Consider the following 17,909-nt stretch of genomic DNA (forward strand, 5'->3'; position numbering starts at 1 on the left):
GTCAGCTCACCGGCTCGTAGAGGGTGACCACGCAGGCGCCGCCCAGGCCCAGGTTGTGCTGGAGCGCCAGCCGTACGCCGTCCACCTGCCGCGCCTCGGCCCGGCCGCGCAGTTGCCAGACCAGTTCGGCGCACTGCGCCAGGCCGGTGGCACCGAGCGGGTGGCCCTTGGACAGCAGGCCGCCGGAGGGGTTGGTCACCACCCGGCCGCCGTAGGTGTTGTCGCCGTCGACCACGAACTTCTCGGCCGTGCCCTCCGGGGTCAGCCCCAGCGCCTCATAGGTGATCAGCTCGTTGGCGGTGAAGCAGTCGTGCAGTTCCACGACGCCGATGTCGCCTGGGTCGACGCCGGCCGCCTCGTACACCTGGTGGGCGGCGGCCCTGGTCATGTCGTATCCGACGACCGTCATCATGGTCGCCGAGTCGTCGAACGTCGTCGGGGTGTCGGTGGTCATCGCCTGTGCGCGGATGGCCACCGGCTCACTGATCCGGTACCGGGCGGCGAACTCGGGGCTGCATAGCACCGCGGCGGCGGCGCCGCAGGTCGGGGGGCAGCACTGCAGGCGGGTCAGCGGGCCGTAGATGTGCGGGGAGGCGAGCACCTCCTCCTCGGTGACCTCCGTGCGGAAGACCGCGTAGGGGTTGCGGGCGGCATGGCGGCGGGCCTTGACGGAGATCTTGGCGAAGGTCTCCGGCTTGGTGCCGTACCTGGCGGCGTACTCCGCGCCCGCCCCGCCGAACATCTGGGGGGCCAGCGGGGCCTGCGACTCGCCCTGGAGGCCGTGCATGACCGACATCGACCTGGCGAACGGGGTCGGCCGGTCCTCCCAGAGGGCGCGCAGCGCACCCGGGGTCATCTGCTCGAACCCCAGCGCCAGCACGCATTCGGCGGCCCCGGAGGCCACCGCCTGGCGGGCCAGCCACAGCGCGGACGAGCCGGTCGAGCAGTTGTTGTTGACGTTGACGACGGGGATGCCGGTCTGGCCCAGGCCGTACAGCGCCGCCTGCCCGCTGGTCGAGTCGCCGTAGACGTAGCCGACGTACGCCTGCTGGACCTGGTCGTAGCCGATGCCGGCGTCGTCGAGCGCGGCCCGGGCGGCGCGTTCCCCCATCACGTCGTAGGGGTCGCCCGCCCCCGGTTTGGTGAAGGGGATCATGCCCACTCCGCCCACGAGCACTGATCGCATGAGGTGTCCTTCCGTTCGATGATCGGGATGTCAGATGCGGCGCTCACGCCCGGCCCAGTAGGGCTCGCGGAGCAGGCGCTTGAAGATCTTTCCGGAGTCCTCGCGGGGCAGGGACTCGTGGAAGACGACGAGCTTGGGGACCTTGAAGCCGGCCAGGTGCCGGCGTACGTGGGCCCGGACCTGGTCTTCGGTCAGTTCGGCGCCCGGCAGGAGTTCGATCGCCGCGGCCAGCGACTCCCCGTACTCGGCGTCGGGCACGCCGAACACGGCGCAGTCCTTGACCCCCACCAACCTGGTCAGGCAGGCCTCGATCTCAACGGGGTAGATGTTGACCCCGCCGGAGATGACCATGTCGCGTTTGCGGTCGCACAGGTACAGATAGCCGTCCTCGTCGAGGTAGCCGACGTCACCGCAGGTCACCAGGCCGTCGCGGCCGATCTCGACGCGTGCCTCGGGCTGTCCCTGGTACGTGAAGTCGGGCAGCCCGTTCAGGCGGACGTAGATGTCGCCCACCTGTCCCGGCGCGAGCACGGTGCCGTCCTCGCCGTAGATGCGGACCGTGGCGCCGTCGACCGGGCGCCCCACCGTGCCGGGGTGGGCGAGCCATTCCTCGCTGTCACACGCGACCACCGCGGCGGACTCGGTCCCGCCGTAGTACTCGTGCAGGATGGGCCCCCACCACTCGATCATCGCGCGCTTCACCGAGGGCGGGCAGGGCGCCGCCGCGTGCATGACCTTGACCAGGGACGACAGGTCATAGGCGTTCCTGGTCTGCGCGGGGAGCTGGAGCAGGCGCACGAACATCGTCGGCACCAGGTACAGGTGGGTGATCCGGTGCCGTTCGATGAGCGCCAGCAGTTCCTCGGCGTCGAAGCGGGGCTGTAGTACGACGAAGGCGCCCTGGGCGGGCATGCCGACCGCGTAGGTGAACGGCGCGGTGTGGTACATCGGGCCGCTGATGATCGTACGCGCTCCCGGCTCCATGCCGATCGCGGCGTGCAGCGCCGCCATCGCCCGCACCGCGGCGGGATCGTTCAGATCCGTCGGCTGCCGCAGCACGCCCTTGGGACGCCCCGTGGTCCCCGAGGTGTACAGCATCCCCCACGGGGGCGCGGTCGGCGGTGCCGTGCGCGGCTCGAACGACTCGATCCACGCGCTCCACTCGACGTCCTCGGCGCCGGGCGCGCGTAGTTCGTCCGGGACGCCGTAGCGGTCGGCGATGTGCGCCGGGGTGGGCACCGCCCGGACCGGCAGCCTCTCCGGAAGGGCGTCGCGGATGCCGTGCAGCAGGTCGGCGTGGGCGACCAGCAGGCGGGCGTGCGCGTCGTCCAGGATGTAGCGCACCTCGGCCTGCCGGCCGTGCCAGTTGATCGGTACCGGGACGGCTCCGATGAGGCTCGCGCCGTAGGCCGCCTCCAGGAACGGCACGTCGTTGCGCATCAGTACCGCCACGGTGTCGCCGGCGCCGATGCCCAGCTCGGCGAGCGCGCTCGCGGTCCGCGCGCTCCGCTCGCGCAACGTCGGGTACGGCGTGAACGTCTCGCCGCACAGCACACCGTTGTCCATGGCTCCTCCTAGGGGCGTCGTTCGACGCCAGAGGTCGTTCCGGGTGGGGTGGAAGGAGGCCGGACCGCAGGCCGATCCGGAGTGGAGAGGGGAAGGGAGGGTGGAGGGGAGGTCAGAAGACCGTGTAGCCGCCGTCGACGACGAGCGTGTCGCCCGTGTGATAGGCGGCGGCGTCGCTGGCCAGGTAGACCACGGCGCCGCCGATGTCCTCCGGCCGTCCCCAGCGGCGGGCCGGGATCCGGCGCAGGACGGCCTCGCGGGTGGCCTGTGCGCGGGAGTCCTGCCCGTGCACGACGTCGCCGATCATGTCGGTGTCGATCCAGCCCGGGAGCACCGCGTTGGCCCGTATCCCGTGCCGGGCGAACTCGACCGCCAGCGACCGGACGAGGCTGAGCACCGCGGCCTTGGCCGCAGCGTAGGGCGGACTGCCGGGCATGCCCTGCAGCGCCGCCGCGCTGCTGATCGCCACCAGTGAACCGCCGGCACCGCCCTCGACCATGCGCCGTGCCGCCGCGCGCAGGGTGAGGAAACAGCCGTCGAGGTTGATCCCCATGACCCGGTGCCATTCGTCGAGCGGATACTCCTGTGACGGATGGCGCCGGGCCGCGGTCCCTGCGTTGGCGACGCAGACGTCCGGCCGGCCCAGCTCCTCAACGGTCCGCGACATCGCCCGCTCGACCTGGAGCTCGTCGGAGACGTCGCACGCGACCGGCAGTACCGCCCGGCCGTGCTCGGCCAGCCGCCGCGCACAGTCACGGTTGCGCTCCTGGTCGCGGCCCCAGATCGCCACGTCACAGCCCGCCGCCGCCAGGGCGCCCGCTACCGCGGCTCCGATCCCGGCGTTGCCTCCGGTGACGACCGCCACGCGGCCCTGGAGGTCGAAAGGCGTCTGGTTCATGGCTCACCTCACAGCGACGGCCGCTCAGGCGAGCGCCGACATCGCCGATGGTGGCCGCCCGGGAGCACGTATGTCAATCCACGTTAACAAGAATCCAAGCCTGAGTCATCATCTTTTCCCAGCTCAGAGCAGGTCTAAGTTTCTACAGGTTCACTCCACGACACTCTTTATGACCCGATGGGCGGCCTCCGCCAGCCAGGGCCGTAGGCTCTCGGCGGACGCTGGCGGGGAACCTGCGATCAGCTCGTTCACCAGGCCGAGCACGGCGTAGGCCACGGTTCTGGCGTCGGCGGCGGCCAGGCCGGGGCTCAGCGCCCCGAGGACGTGCGTCCACTGCTTGATGTACTCGCCCTGGATCGCGCCGAACTCGCGCCTGTCCCCCTCGGGAAGGCTCCGCGCCTCCCGCTCGTACACCACGATCAGATCCTGGTTCGCCAGCGCGGTGGCCGCGTAGGAGTCGATGAGGCGGTCGAGGGCCTCGGCGGCGTCCGCGGCCTCGGCCAGCGCCTGGTTCGCCCCGGCCGCGATGGACTCGCTGGTCCGCCGGAACGCCGCGACGAGGATGGCCTGCTTGTTGCGGAAGTGGCGGTAGACGGCGGGACCGCTGATGCCGACGGCGGCGCCGATGTCATCCACGCCGACCTCGCGGAAGCCGCTGCGGCGGAAGAGCCCAGCGGCCGCCGCGAGCAGTTCCTCACGGCGGGACGGCCGGGCCGTGAACGCTCCCGCGGCCGGCTCGCGGACCTCGGCCCGACCCTCCTGGACCATCCCGTCCGGTACCGGCGCGGCGAGGACCGCCAGGTACATCCGCACCGCCAGGGCCCGGATCCGGCGCGATCCCGGCCGGCCGCCGGCCCGCAGGCGGCCGACGATCACTCCGTTGGCCGCCCGCACCAGGAAGGCGGCCTGGGCGGGCGTCAGCTCGGGCCGAGCGGCGACGAGCCGGTCGGCGCACAGCCGGGTGACCTCGCGCTGGCGTTTCTGGATGCGCAGCCGCTCCTCCTCGGGCAGGTACACCGCCTCGCGGAGATAGCCGAGGATGAGGTCGCGCTGCGCGGCGCCGGCGGTCACGGCCGCCTCGGCGATCCGCTCCAGAACGGCGGCCGGCTCGTCGGCGGTGCCCGCCGCGGCCGAGATGGCCGCCAGCACCCGTTCCACCGCCCGCTCCACCGTGGCCGCGAAGAGCGCCTCCTTGGTCGGGAAGTGCCGGTAGACCGCGCTTCCCGTCATGTCCACCGCGGCACCGATCTGCTCGATGCTCACCGCGTGGTAGCCGTGCTCGCCGAACAACTCGGCAGCCTGCGCGAGGATGCGCTCCCTGCGGTCCCGCGGACGGCGGCGCAGCGTGCGGACGGGCTCGGACCGGGAGGGCGGCTGAGTCATACCGAAACTATAGGGAGGCCGGTCGCCTCCCGGTCGCACCGCGACATGCGAACATCAGTTAACCAGCTCATGTCTAGCCCTATAGCGCTTTGAACACGTGTTCTATCCTCAGAAGTTATTCGCTGTTAACTTGATCGTCTGGGATTCATGCCGTACCGTCCAGCCATGAGAATCGGAAGGATGGTGTGGGCGACCGGCACGCCCGAAGGCTTCGTCGCCGATGTCGCCGACGCCGAACGCGCGGGCTTCGCCGCCGTCTGGACCCCCCAGGTCTTCGGCTGGGACGCCCTGACCCTGCTGGCACTGGCGGCGGGCGCCACGGAACGGATCGAGCTCGGCACCGCGGTGATGCCGATCTACCCGCGGCATCCGCTCGCGCTGGCCGCCTCGGCCCTGACCACCGCCGCGGCGGCCGACGGCAGGCTGACCCTCGGGATCGGCCCCTCCCACCGCTTCATCGTGGAGGACATCTGGGGGCTCACCTACGACAGGCCCTTCTCCTACACGCGCGACTATCTCGACGCCCTCCTGCCCGCCCTCGCGGGCGAACCGACCGACGTCGCCACCGAACTGGTGACGGCACGTACGGCACGGCCGCTGGACACTCCACAGGCACCGGAACCGCCGGTGCTCCTGGCCGCCATGGCACCGCGCATGCTCGCCCTGGCCGCGGCCCGCTGCGCCGGCACCATCACCTGGCTCGCCGGGATCGGCGCGATCCGCGACACCATCGTGCCCGCGATCACCGAAGCGGCCGCCGCCGCGTCCCGTCCCGCACCGCGTGTGGTCGCCGGCCTGCCCATCTGCGTGACCGACAATCCGCGCCGCGCCCGCGACCGGGCCGCCCAGCAGTTCGCCCCGTACGCCGACGTGCCGGCCTACCGGCGGGTCATGGCCAAGGACGGCGCCACCGGGCCGGCCGACGTCGCGGTGGTCGGTTCGGCGGCCGAGGTCGCCGACAGGCTCGCCGAACTGGCGGAGGCCGGCGCGACCGACCTGATGGCCATGCCGTTCGGCGACCCGGCCGAGGAGGCCGCCACCTGCGAGGTGCTGATCGGCCTGGCCGCCGAGCAGAGCCCGGCATGACCGCCCCGCCGATCCACTACGAGCCGGCCGGACCGGCCGCCGTCATCACGCTGAACCGGCCCGAGGTCCTCAACGCGGCCACACCGGCCATGATCGGCGACCTCGTCGCCGCGCTCAACCGCGCCGACGCCGACGACAAGGTGCGGGCCGTTATCGTCACCGGAGCGGGACGGGCCTTCTGCGCGGGCGCGGACCTGTCCGCCGGCCCGGACGCCCTGGCCTTCGGAAAGGACTCCCCGGACGCCACCGAGGCCGCCGTCGGGTTCCGCGAGCCGGGCGGCGTACTCGCGCTGCGGCTGCTGCGCTGCCGCAAGCCGGTCATCGCCGCGATCAACGGGCCCGCCGTCGGCCTGGGCGTCACCATGACCCTGGCCATGGACGTCCGGCTCGCCGCCGACGACGCCACGTTCGCCTTCCCCTTCACCAGACGCGGGATGGTCCCGGAGTCGGCGTCGAGCTGGCTGCTCCCCCGCCTGGTCGGCATGGGACGGGCCCAGGACTGGATGGTCACCGGCCGGACCTTCGACGCGGCCGAGGCCCTGGTCAGCGGTCTGTTGACTCGGCTCCACCCCGGGCCCGACCTCCTGCCGGTGGCCCTCGACCTCGCCGAGGAGATCGCCCGGCACACCGCCCCGGTGTCGGTCGCACTCACGCGCCTGCTGCTGTGGAAGGCGTACTGTGACGACGGCGGCCCCCAGCGGGCCCACCACGCCGAATCGCTGGCAACCATCCTGCGCGGTCACAGCCGCGACGCCGCCGAGGGGATCACGGCCTTCCACGACAGACGACCGCCCCGCTTCCCCATGACGGTCTCGGCCGACCTTCCCGCCGAGTTCCCCTGGCAGTGGTGATCCGCAAGGTGCCTCCGCAGGGATGATCCCCGCGGCAGCGTCAGGCGGAGCGACGAGGGCGGCTGGTTCTGGGAGGTCCGCTGGTGAATGTGGCATGAGAGGACGCAGGGCGAGTTGCGGCCCCAAGCCACACGGGAAGATCGAGTGGATCTTCACCAGGTATCTGCAAGGTCGTCAAGCGGCCACGATCGAGTCGTCGCCTGAGCGGCGTCGTTGACTACTGAACGTAATCTCGGCAAAGCCGAAGGCCTGCGAGTCAGCCTCGCCGCCGATGCCGTAAGCAGGCCGTGTGTAACTGGTGATCATGCTGGCCGGGGGTTGCCTTCCACCTGTGCGAGGAAGCGCCTGCGACCCGGTTGGTTCTGGGGTTCAGGCGTTGTTCGTCCCGCACGCTTAACCTGGCCGGTGGCCACCGCCGCGACCGTAAGGTCATGTGCCGCGCCGTCGGCTCGGCCAGTCGGCTGCGGCTCAGTGCTGCGGCTTGCGCCAGGTGATGCTGTAGCGGAACAGCAGATGGCGGCGGTACCGCGAACCGGGCAGGATTTCGGCGGTCAACGCCCGCATCTGTGCATACGTCACCGGCGGCGGCCACACGATCGGGGACGGATGCTGCCAGTAACCTTTCGCGGCGCGGTGCAAGGCACCAACGACAACACCGGCCAGGTCGCACGGCAGGTCATAGGGCACGGTGCTGCGGGCCAGGCCGACAACGCATAGGACACCGCCCGGGCGCAGCAGGTCACGCATGCGGGCCAGGCCAGTGGCGGCGTCCATGTGGTGCAGGGTGGCCACCGACGCGACGACATCGAACGAGGCAGGCTCAAAGGGGTGGGTGAGAAAGTCACCGAGGATGTACTCAACGTCGCCGGGATGCTCGCGGGCCTGGTCGAGGCTGGGCCCGTGGAGGTCGATGCCGGTGACGTACGGCACGGCCCGCCGCAGTTCACGGGCGAGCATGCCCTCACCACAACCGACGTCAAGGGCGCGCTGGGCTCCCTTGGGGACCACGCGGAGGATACGGGAGTGGTAATGGATGTTGTGGTTCCACCGACTGCCGGACGGGATCAAGGCCTCATCCAGGCTCGAGCCCCCCGGCCGGTCAGCTTGAGCACGGACATCTCCGTAGGTTGCGCCGGCCATATCTGCAAGAGATAGGAATCGATCGGCTCCTTGGATGTCTGGTCGAAAGCTTCATCAAGGGCTCCGCTCCTACCTCCATCAGGTATGCCTGCCGGTAGTTCACCCACAGTGGGATGCTCACCCTCCGCACGTTCCGCCCACCACTGGCGCCCTCACGACCATCGCTCCTCATGCCCACGAAGCTCTTTCTCTTAAATACCCGGTGAAGGTCACCATGATGGCATTTAACGGCTACGAACGTGGCGCTGACCACCTGACTACAGCATTTTTTCACCGTATCGGCCGCTATGCCACCAGGTGGAGGTTTCGATGCGGACGGGGACGAAGGTGACTTTGACGGCCTCTCTTGGCGTCGGCGGTGCAGGTGGCAGACAGCCTTTGAGCCACAGGCCGACGTGCATGATCCAGCAGGTCTGGGGCGACCCCTCATCGGCGGCCGTCCGCTCCCCTGCCTGGGCACTGGCCGCGCGAGCCTCCACGGGGTAGCCGTAGGAGCTTGGCATCGAACTGGTCCCGCCCCTTGTGGCCTGCCCCCGCGACCAGCCAGGCGTAGACGGCATTGCACGCCCTGGCAGGCTCCCGGTCGAGCACCGAGGCCAGGTCGACGCCCCGGCCGGTCAGTTCACTGTCCAGCTCCGCCCGCTACGCGACCGCAGACCCCAGCAGGCGGCCGGTCCCGTCTGGTTGCCTGCAGGACGAACATGTCCGCGATCTGGTCCAGGTCCTCCCTTCGAGGGGGTCACCGGCATCGGTGAGGCGTTCCAGCAGCAGCACCACCCCGGCCTTAGCAGCAGCGTCAGCCGCCGCCCCAGCCCGCCATCGATGCCGTCCGCCAGCGGCCACCACGGCCCTGACAGCTCATAGATCCCACAATCGATGATGTGGCTGCGGGGCGGGCCGCCGCGGGCGATGTGGGCGAGCAGAGCGGGCGGCCCGTCGGGCGGTGTAGCAGCCGGTCCATCGCCGGGCACCCCAGACGGACCCGGGCGGCCACGCCGGCCCCCTCCGACCGGTACCCGACTGGCCGGCCTGAGCACCCGGCCGCCGGTCTCGGCGGCCACCTCCCCCGCTCCGCCGAGAAAGCCCCATTGCCCTGATCTACATGGGGCGAATAGCTCCCATATCTCATGATTCCACCATTCCCCAAAAGTGGACATTCCATGTTTTTTCATACTCCGCGTCCGGAAAATTTTAAGGAACCGGCCAAGGGTTGAGTTCGGCCGCCGTCCGGCTGCATGAGTTCCCCGAGATCGGGTTATCTCTAGCCCTGTCCTGCTTCTGACAGGAAAAGAGAACATTTCCGACAATGAGCTGGGAGGCTCAGATGATGAAACGACTGGCCGTGGCCGGTATCGCGTCCGCCACTCTCGGTGGTGTCCTGATGATGGGGACGGCCGCCATGGCGAGCCCCGCCGCCGACGCCAACGTTTCGGTCACGGCGGACTGGCGCAAGCACGGCAAGGACCACCACGACTTTTGGGACGGCTGGGACGACTGGGACGGCCGCAAGCACCACGCCCACAAGCACCACCACCATAAGCACCACGCCCACAAGCACAGGCACCACCACCATAAGCACCACAAGCACCATGACTTTTGGGACGGCTGGGACGACTGGGACGCCCACAAGCACCACCACCATAAGCACCATGCCCACAAGCACCACGACTTTTGGGATGGCTGGGACGGCCGCAAGCACCACCACAAGGACGGCCACCTCTACGGCGACTGACCGAGGGCGGCTGCTTGAGGTAGCGTCCGATCGCGCTGATCGTCACCCGACCCGTACGCCCGCATGAGGACGGACGCCGAGGGGCAGGGACGGCAGGTCCTCGGCCCCTCGGCAACTCGGCCGCCGGCGCGACACATCCCCACGAAACACGCCGCCAAATGGCACCCCGGCCAGCGGCACCCCCGGCCAGACCCCACCCGCCCTGCCCTTCCTCCGCCTAAGACGCGCTCCTGGCGGGGATCGTCGCAGGCGCCCTGGAGATCCGCGCGGTGGTGTGGGCGGTCGCGACGCTCACCGCGGTCTCCGGGTGCCCGGTCGTGGTGCGGATGTACGGGGCCGGGGTCACGGGGCCGAGGTGATGTGGTAAGCGTCGAGGGCCAGGGTGAGTTCCATGGCATCGCGCGGGTGGTCGGGTGATCGGCCGGTCAGGGTCTCGATGCGGCGGACCCGGTTGAACACCGTGTTGCGGTGACAGTAGAGCGCCGCGGCGGTGCGGGTGACCGACCCGTCGCAGTCCAGCCAGCACGACAGCGTGGTCAGCAGGATGTCGCGGTCGGGCGGGTCCAGGTCCAGAATGGGCCGCAGCACCACCTCGACCAGCCGCTCGGCCAGATCCGGCTGGCTGACCGCCAGTGCCGCGGGCAGCCGCTCATCCAGCCGGACCGTTTCCCCGGTCCGGCAGGTGCGCAGCGCGACCACCGCGTACCGGCGGGCCTCGCTCAGCTCCAGCAGGCCGTCCACCGGCGGGCTCACCCCGGCCCGGCCGAGCAGCAGCGGTCGTAGCGTGGCGATCGCCCGGTCCGGGTCCCGGTCCGCCAGGGAGACGACCACCAAGTCGAAGTCGGGGCGGACCCGCCACAGCAACCGCAGTCCGGCGGCCTCGGCGGGCCGGCGATGGACGTCCGCCCGGTCGGAGGGCTCGGGGCGGGTGGCGATGACCAGGTATCTGCCGAACTGCGGGACCTCCAGCGCCATCGCCGCGTCGCGGACCACCGCCGTGTCGGCGCGGCCCTCCAGCAGCGCGTCCAGCAGCGCCTGCGCCCGCTCGGCACTGCGGCTGCGCAGCTCGGCCTCCCGCCGCCGGTAGGCGTCGGCCGCGACGACGGCCTGCCGGTCGACGGCGTGCCACATCCCTCCGGCGCCCCGCAGCACCGCGGCGGCCGCCTCGGGATACTCGGCGGTCACCACGTCGACCATCGCCTCCCAGGTGATCTGGGTCGCGAGCCGGTAGCCGCGCAACAGCGAGTCCAGCGGGATGCCCTGCTCGGCGCGCCGGGTGGCGTTCTCGACCGCATGCGTGAGATCACGACGTTCGGACCACTGCTGGATCACCGCGCCGAGGCCCGCGCGGAACGCCCCCTCCAGATCCCGCCGGTGCACGGCCTCGGGGATCCTGCGGTAGGGGCTCTCGGTCCCGCGCAGTTCCACCAGCAGCCTGTCCGCCAGTTGCGGAACCTGGTCCAGCAACCGGGTGGCCACGTTCCGCATCACCGCGCGGATCTCCGACCGGGTCATCGCCGAGTTCGGCACGACGGCCCTCCCCACCACCGAATCCCGTTCGGTCAAAAAGTTATCAATGGCTGTGCGTTTGCACATCACCGCCCCATCGCCTCCGACATGCGGATGTGCATCGGTCTCCAGTTGGCCGCGAACTCTGGACGATGATCGCCGCCAGGGATTGTGTTCTCCACCACACACCCCTGGAGGATCATTGATCAACGCCGACGATCCCCTTGTCCCAGGCAGCGGCCTGCGCATCCGGAACCTGCGGGTCGGTTACGGCCCGGTCCAGGCGCTGCGCGGCGTGTCGCTGGAGGCTCCGTCCGGCTCGGTGGTGGCCGTGCTCGGTGCCAATGGGGCGGGCAAGTCGACACTTCTGCGGGCGGTGTCGGGGACCCTGCGCTTCCATCGCGGCGCCGTCACCGCAGGCGAGATCGAGTACGCCGGAAGACCGTTGTCCAGGCTGAGCGCGGCGGCGGTGGTGGCCCGCGGCGTGACCCAGGTGCCCGAGGGACGGCGGGTCTTCACCCGCATGACCGTGGCGGAGAACCTGCGGGCGGGCGCGCTCGGGGGCCGCGGGCGCAAGGAGACGGCGGCCGCCCGCCGGCGCGTGCTGGAGTTGTTCCCCGTGCTGGCCGAGCGCGCCGGTCAGCGCGCCGGACTGCTGTCCGGCGGGGAACAGCAGATGCTCGCCATCGGGCGCGCGCTGATGGCCCGGCCCTCGGTGCTGCTGCTGGACGAGCCCACCCTCGGTCTGGCCCCCCTGATGGCGGCCCGCATCGCCGACACCGTTCGGGAGATCAACGCGCAGGGCACCACGGTTCTGTTGGTCGAACAGAACGCCGCGATGGCCCTATCGCTGGCCTCCCACGCGTACGTGCTGGAGGTGGGCGAGGTGGTCATGTCCGGGCCGGCGGACGAACTGGCCGCCAGTGACGAGGTGCGCCGCCGCTACCTCGGCGAGATCGACCCCGCCGAGGACACGGACGAGGCCACCGGCGCTCCGGCGGACCGAACCGTGCTGACCAGGTGGTCGGCATGACGGCGGCGCCCGGTCCCCTGCAGGTCACCGACCTCACCGTGCGGTTCGCCGGTCTGGTCGCCCTGGACGCGGTCAGCTTCACGGTGACGCCAGGAACGATCCACGCGGTCATCGGCCCGAACGGCGCGGGGAAGTCGACCTGCTTCAACGTGCTGTCGGGCGTCTACAAGGCCACCTCTGGCAGTGTGCGGTTCGGTGACACCGAGCTGACCGGGCTGCCCACGCACCGGATCACGGCGCTCGGCGTGGCCCGCACGTTCCAGAACATCGCCCTGTCGCCGCACCTGTCGGTGGCCGACAACCTGATGCTGGGACGGCACCGGCTGACCCGTGCCGGTTTCGTCTCCACGGGGCTGCGGCTGCCGTCCGCGCGCCGCGAGGCCGCCGCGCACTCGGCCCGGGTTGCCGAGATCGCCGCGTTCGTGGGCCTGACCGACCGGCTGCCGGTGCCGGTCGGTCTGCTGCCCTACGGGGTGCAGAAGCGGGTGGAGTTGGCCCGTGCCCTGTGCATGGAGCCGAGTCTGCTGCTGCTGGACGAGCCGGTTGCCGGGATGAACGGCGGCGAGCGGCGGGAGATGGCGGCACTGATCTCCGCCGTTCGCCAGGACCTGGGCATCTCGATCCTGCTGGTGGAACACGACATGGGGATGGTGATGCGGCTCGCCGACGCGGTCACCGTGCTGGACTTCGGCCGGTGCATCGCCGACGGGGCACCGGCGGACGTGCAGCGCGACCCCGAGGTCGTCCGCGCCTATCTGGGCGACTCGGGAACCACCTCGCCCCAGTCCTGCGCACCCTTCAAGGAGCAGACGTGACCACCTTCGCGGAACTGCTGCTCAACGGCATCTCCATGGGTGCCGTGTACGCACTGATCGCCCTGGGATTCGTGATCATCTTCAAGGCGAGCGAGGTGGTGAACTTCGCGCACGCCTCGCTACTGCTGGCCGGCGGCTTCCTCGTGGCCGAACTGCACCCCTCGATCGGGTTCTGGCCCGCGCTGCTGGCGGGTGTCGCCGGGGCGGCACTGCTCGGGTGCCTGGTCGAGTTCCTGGTGATCCGCCGCTCCAAGGCCGCCTCGCACAGCGTGCTGGCGATCGTCACCATCGGCGTGGACATCATCCTGGTCACCGAGCTCACTCGGCAGATCGGCACCGACGTGATGGCCATGGGCGATCCCTGGCGCGACAAGGTGCTGCACCTGGGCCCGGTGTCCATCGCACAGACCAGGGTCGTCGCCCTGCTGATCGCCGGGGTGCTGATCACCGCGTTCCTGCTGGCGTTCAAGTACACCGGCTGGGGCGTGGCGATGCGGGCCAGCGCCGAGGACGGCGAGACCGCCGCGCTGATGGGCGTGCGGCTGGGCCGGGTGTCGCTGGGGGCCTGGGCGGTCGCCGGGGCACTGGCCGCGGTCGCCGCGCTGTTCCTGGCGGTCTTCCCCACCCCCGGGCTGGACCGGACGACCGGGGTCATCGCGTTGAAGGCGTTCCCCGCGGCGATCCTGGGCGGTCTGGACTCCACCACCGGGGCCCTCGCCGGCGGGCTGATCGTGGGCGTCACCGAGGCGCTGATGACCGGCTACCAGAGCGAGATGGCCTTCCTAGGCCGCGGGATCGGGGACGTGGCCCCCTACCTGGTCATGATCATCATTCTGCTCGTCCGCCCGGCCGGGCTGCTGGGGACCAGGGAGCTGACCCGTGTCTAAGGCGATCATCACGGTGGCGACCGCCGCGGCGGCGGTCCTGGTGCCCTTCTACCTCGAGGCGTTCTGGCTGATGGCCGGGATCTTCGCGATGTCGGCCGCGGTCGGCGCCATCGGCATCAACCTGCTGACCGGCGCCACCGGGCAGCTGTCGATGGGCCACGGCTTCTTCCTGGCGGTGGGTGCCTACGGCTATGTCTACCTGTCGTCCGACTCGGCCGGGCACCTGGGCGGCCTGGGCCTGCCCACCCCGCTGGCGGCGGTGCTCGCGATCGGGCTGGCGGGCGTGGCGGGCGGGCTGTTCAGCCCGATCGCCGGACGGCTCAAGGGCGCCTATCTGGGAATCGCCACGCTCGCGCTGATCTTCCTCGGCCAGCATGTGCTGTTCAACGCCGAGCCGGTCACCGGAGGCTACAACGGCCGGCCGGTGCCGCCGCTGGAGATCTTCGGCTTCACGTTCGCCGACAGTCCGGAACTGATGGTGCTCGGCGTGCCGTTCGGTGGGGCCGAGAAGTTGTGGTTCCTGGCCGTCGCGCTGCTGCTGGCCGCCGCCTGGTTCGCGCGGGGCGTGCTGCACGGCCGGCCGGGCCGGGCCATGAACACCATCCGCGACCACGAGACGGCGGCCGGCGTGATGGGCGTCCCGGTGGCGCGCTACCGGGCGGGTGTGTTCGTGCTGTCATCCATGTACGGGGGGCTGGCCGGCGTAATGGTGGCGCTGGCCTTCCAGCAGACCGTGCCGGAGTACTTCGGCATGCTGCTGTCCCTCGACTACCTGGCCATGATCGTGATCGGCGGTCTGGGCTCGGTCGGCGGGGCCGTCGCCGGCGCTGCCTTCGTCTCCCTGCTGCCCCAGTTGCTGACCCGCTACAGCGATGCCCTGCCGCTGATCGCGGCGCCGGGCGCGGGCGGCTACTCCCCCGCGGAGGCGTCCCGGATGCTCTACGGCATCGCGGTCGTCACCGTGGTCCTGTTCCTGCCGGGCGGTCTGCTCGGGCTCGTCTCTCGGGCCCGCCAGGCGCTCGCCGGCAAGGTCCCCCACCCCTCGAACCCAAGGAGTGCCCGATGAACAGGTTCCGTGTACGCGCCGGGACGGCCGGCCTGGTGCTGCTGGCGCTGGCCGCCACGTCCTGTGGCAGCGGTAAGGCCACCGGCGGATCCGCCCAGACCGGCTCCGACGGTGTCAAGCAGGGGCCCGGCGTCACCGACGACACGATCAGCGTCGGGATGATCAGCGATCTGACCGGCCCCTACGCCCCACTCGGCAAGAGCATCACCCAAGGTAGCCAGCTGTACTTCGAGCAGGTCAACGCGGCGGGCGGGATCTGCGGCCGCAAGGTCGAGCCGCTGGTCCGCGACATGGGCTACGACGTGCAGAAGAGCGTGACCGCCTACACCGAGCTGGCGCCCAAGAGCGCGGCGTTCGCCCACTTCATCGGCTCGGTGACGGTCGGCGCCGTCCGGCAGCGGCTGGACACCGACGGCCCGCTCACGCTCGCGCTGGCATGGGCGCCCAGCCTGCTGGGCAGCAAGTCGATCCAGATGACCGGCACCACCTACGCCATCGACGTGATCAACGGTGTCGACTACCTGGCCAAGGAGAAGGGCCTGAAGTCCGGCGACAAGATCGGCCACGTCTATGTGGAGGGCGACTACGGCATCGACTCGCTGGCCGGGTCCAAGTACGCCGCCGAGAAGCTCGGCTTCCAGGTCGTCGAGCAGAAGGTCAAGGCGACCGACGCCGACATGAGCGGCCAGGTCGCCGTCATGAAGGACGCAGGCGTCAAGGCCGTGGTGCTGTCGATCAGCCCCAAGCAGACCGCCTCCATGGTCGGCGTAGCCGTCTCCAAGGGACTGAACGTCCCCTTCCTGGGCAGCAACTCCTCGTTCGCCCCGCAGTTGCTGGCCACCCCCGCCGCGCCCGCGCTGCTGAAGGGCTTCCACGTCATGCAGAGCGCCAGCCCGCTGAACTCCGACCTGCCCGCGATGAAGAAGCTGGTCGCCGACTACCGGGCCAAGTACCCCAAGGACACGCTCGACAACGGCGTGATGGCCGGGTACACCACGGCGGCGATCACCGGCGACGCGCTCAAGAAGGCGTGCGCGAACAAGGACCTGACCCGCCAGGGCATCATCTCGGCGCACCGCTCCACATCCGCCTGGGACGGCGGCTTCGGCACCACGATGGACTTCACCAAGATCGATGAGCCCCCGACCCGCACCACCCACATCCTCCAGCCGGACAAGACGGCGGTCGGCGGACTGAAGATCGTCCGCGAGGCCACGGCGTCCGACCTGGCCAACGGTTACAAGATCGCCCTTCACTGATGCATGGGCCGGCCGGAGACCACCGGGGATCTCCGGCCCTCAGCCTGGGTCTGTCCAGCTAACGGCACCTCTCTGCGCGCTGCGGCTTGGCACGGAGAGGTGCCGAAGACCGTACGGACCCCCGCCCGGTACGCGTCGCCGAGGGCTGGCGGGACCTCGCCGAGGTCGCCGGCGAACTGCCGGCGGGTGCGGAGCCGTCCACGGTCACCGTGTCCCGCGATGCGGCCGGGAGCTGGTTCGTGTGCACGTCCGCGACTGGGTGTGCGCCTGCGGCGCGGTCCATGACCGGGACGTCAACGCCGCGAAGAACATCCTCGCCGCCGGGCCGGCGGAGAGGCAAAACGCCTGTGGAGCCGGTGTAAGACCTCAACGAGAGTCCTCTCCGGCGGGCGACCGGCGGTGAAACAGGAAACCCGACCGGCGACGGTGGGGTTCCCTCCCCTCAGGGGGGAGGAGGTCAATGGCTGGCTCCGGAACTGTCAGCGGAACCCGAGTCGCGCGGTCAGCATCCGTTCGGCTGGAAGAAGCCGCGCACATACGGGTCGTCGAGGGCGGCCAGGTCGGTGAGGCCGCCCGTGGCGATGACCTTTCCGCCGCGCATGAGCGCGACGTGGTCGGCGATCTTGGCAGAGGTGAGCATCGGCACATCGTGGGTGATCACCAGGACGGCGGCTCCGGCGTCGGCGTACCGACGGAGGGCGGCCCATATGCCGTAGGCGGTCTGGGTGTCGAGGGAGGCCGTCGGTTCGTCCGCGATGAGGACGCGGGGTTCGGGCAGGAGCGCGGCGGCGAGCGCGGCGCGCTGGATCTGGCCGCCCGAATGCTGATGCGGATAGAGATCGGCCAGCTCGGTGGGGTACCAGGCGGACGCGCAGGCGCGGTCGAAGCTCCAGCGCCGGTACCGGTCCTCCAGAGCGTGCAACTGCGCGCCCACGGTGTCCTCGGCGCGGAAGGCCGTGACACCGTCCTGGGGCAGCAGCCCGACGGTGCCGCCGTGAAGACGGCGCCACTCGCGCTGCCCGCGCACGGGTTCACCGTCGACGCGCACCTGCCCCGTGCTGCGGGCGGAGTCGGGGAGCGAGCCGGTGAGCGCCGCGGCGACCATGGACTTGCCGCATCCGGACTCGCCGAGCAGAGCGGTGATCTTCCCGTCCGGCACGACGAGATCGACCGCGTCCAGAACCGTTTCGTTCCACCGGCCCGTGTCGATGTGGACGGTCAGTTCACACAGTTCGGCAGGCATCGGGCGATCCGTTCTCGAGGGAGATCTGCGTCAGCGTAGGGCACGCTGCCCGAAACCGCTTCGGGGCTGAGACCACGTCCAGGTATGAGGACGCCTGGACAATAAGCCGCCGACCGGGCGGCGGTCCGAACGCCCGGTCAGGCCGACCCCAGCAGGCTGGTGACCTCGGCGAGCGCCTCCGGCGAGGAATGGAAGTAGCGGCGTACGTTTTCGACCTTCTTATGCCGGGACTTGGCCATCAGCATCAGCAGGCTC

The 17,909-nt window shown here is 70.5% G+C and carries 15 protein-coding genes and 1 pseudogene; 9 read left to right on the top strand and 7 right to left on the bottom strand.

Translation table 11 applies throughout. From position 1 onward, the window contains the following. Position 1: 1 nt before the first annotated feature. The 4 genes from C4U03_RS35615 to C4U03_RS35630 form a co-directional block, all read right to left on the bottom strand. Positions 2-1,186, bottom strand: coding sequence for a lipid-transfer protein (locus C4U03_RS35615; RefSeq protein WP_103944222.1), 1,185 nt, complete (start codon positions 1,184-1,186; stop codon positions 2-4). Positions 1,187-1,216: 30 nt separating this feature from the next. Beyond that, a complete protein-coding gene (locus C4U03_RS35620; RefSeq protein WP_103944223.1) occupies positions 1,217-2,752 on the bottom strand; it encodes an acyl-CoA synthetase in 1,536 nt (511 codons plus the stop codon). Positions 2,753-2,864: 112 nt separating this feature from the next. Further along, entirely contained in the window at positions 2,865-3,650 is a 786-nt protein-coding gene (locus C4U03_RS35625; RefSeq protein ID WP_103944224.1) for an SDR family NAD(P)-dependent oxidoreductase, read from the bottom strand. A gap of 150 nt (positions 3,651-3,800) precedes the next feature. Then, positions 3,801-5,033: a TetR/AcrR family transcriptional regulator gene (locus C4U03_RS35630; protein ID WP_103944225.1), complete on the bottom strand. Its 1,233-nt coding sequence runs from the start codon at positions 5,031-5,033 to the stop codon at positions 3,801-3,803. 165 nt (positions 5,034-5,198) lie between these two features. Between C4U03_RS35630 and C4U03_RS35635 the strand changes: the two genes are divergently transcribed. Continuing rightward, a complete protein-coding gene (locus C4U03_RS35635; protein ID WP_103944226.1) occupies positions 5,199-6,119 on the top strand; it encodes a TIGR03564 family F420-dependent LLM class oxidoreductase in 921 nt (306 codons plus the stop codon). Further along, positions 6,116-6,970, top strand: a complete 855-nt coding sequence (locus C4U03_RS35640; protein WP_103944227.1) for an enoyl-CoA hydratase-related protein — start codon at positions 6,116-6,118, stop codon at positions 6,968-6,970. Before C4U03_RS35635 ends, C4U03_RS35640 begins: the two co-directional genes overlap by 4 nt. 468 nt (positions 6,971-7,438) lie before the next feature. Here the strand turns inward: C4U03_RS35640 and C4U03_RS35645 are convergent, their stop codons facing one another. Next, positions 7,439-8,110 (bottom strand): class I SAM-dependent methyltransferase, encoded by a 672-nt coding sequence (locus C4U03_RS35645; protein WP_103944228.1) that lies wholly within the window; start codon positions 8,108-8,110, stop codon positions 7,439-7,441. A 1,324-nt stretch (positions 8,111-9,434) separates the two neighbouring features. Between C4U03_RS35645 and C4U03_RS35650 the strand changes: the two genes are divergently transcribed. Continuing rightward, positions 9,435-9,842 carry a hypothetical protein gene (locus C4U03_RS35650; RefSeq protein ID WP_200827693.1) on the top strand — a complete coding sequence of 136 codons (408 nt, stop codon included), beginning with the start codon at positions 9,435-9,437 and terminating at the stop codon, positions 9,840-9,842. 342 nt (positions 9,843-10,184) lie between these two features. Here the strand turns inward: C4U03_RS35650 and C4U03_RS35655 are convergent, their stop codons facing one another. Further along, positions 10,185-11,372 (bottom strand): PucR family transcriptional regulator, encoded by a 1,188-nt coding sequence (locus C4U03_RS35655; protein ID WP_103944246.1) that lies wholly within the window; start codon positions 11,370-11,372, stop codon positions 10,185-10,187. Between the two features lie 184 nt (positions 11,373-11,556). On the opposite strand from C4U03_RS35655, the gene C4U03_RS35660 reads away from it, so the two are divergent. From C4U03_RS35660 to C4U03_RS35685, 6 genes and pseudogenes are all read left to right on the top strand, one after another. Continuing rightward, positions 11,557-12,384, top strand: coding sequence for an ABC transporter ATP-binding protein (locus tag C4U03_RS35660; protein ID WP_235018342.1), 828 nt, complete (start codon positions 11,557-11,559; stop codon positions 12,382-12,384). Continuing rightward, on the top strand, positions 12,381-13,199 hold the full coding sequence (locus tag C4U03_RS35665) for an ABC transporter ATP-binding protein (RefSeq protein WP_103944230.1): 819 nt from the start codon (positions 12,381-12,383) through the stop codon (positions 13,197-13,199). Before C4U03_RS35660 ends, C4U03_RS35665 begins: the two co-directional genes overlap by 4 nt. After that, on the top strand, positions 13,196-14,086 hold the full coding sequence (locus C4U03_RS35670) for a branched-chain amino acid ABC transporter permease (protein WP_103944231.1): 891 nt from the start codon (positions 13,196-13,198) through the stop codon (positions 14,084-14,086). The genes C4U03_RS35665 and C4U03_RS35670 overlap by 4 nt, the downstream gene beginning before the upstream one ends. Next, positions 14,079-15,152 carry a branched-chain amino acid ABC transporter permease gene (locus C4U03_RS35675; RefSeq protein WP_235018341.1) on the top strand — a complete coding sequence of 358 codons (1,074 nt, stop codon included), beginning with the start codon at positions 14,079-14,081 and terminating at the stop codon, positions 15,150-15,152. Before C4U03_RS35670 ends, C4U03_RS35675 begins: the two co-directional genes overlap by 8 nt. Continuing rightward, a complete protein-coding gene (locus C4U03_RS35680) occupies positions 15,149-16,411 on the top strand; it encodes an ABC transporter substrate-binding protein (protein WP_103944232.1) in 1,263 nt (420 codons plus the stop codon). Before C4U03_RS35675 ends, C4U03_RS35680 begins: the two co-directional genes overlap by 4 nt. A 184-nt stretch (positions 16,412-16,595) precedes the next feature. After that, positions 16,596-16,837: pseudogene (locus tag C4U03_RS35685) on the top strand (zinc ribbon domain-containing protein); the annotation flags it as partial. A 76-nt stretch (positions 16,838-16,913) separates the two neighbouring features. On the opposite strand, the gene C4U03_RS35690 reads toward C4U03_RS35685, so the two are convergent. Next, positions 16,914-17,654, bottom strand: coding sequence for an ATP-binding cassette domain-containing protein (locus C4U03_RS35690; protein ID WP_103944233.1), 741 nt, complete (start codon positions 17,652-17,654; stop codon positions 16,914-16,916). Between the last annotated feature and the right edge of the window lie 255 nt (positions 17,655-17,909).

It is taken from the genome of Thermomonospora echinospora (assembly GCF_900108175.1).
Classification (GTDB): Bacteria; Actinomycetota; Actinomycetes; order Streptosporangiales; family Streptosporangiaceae; genus Thermomonospora; species Thermomonospora echinospora.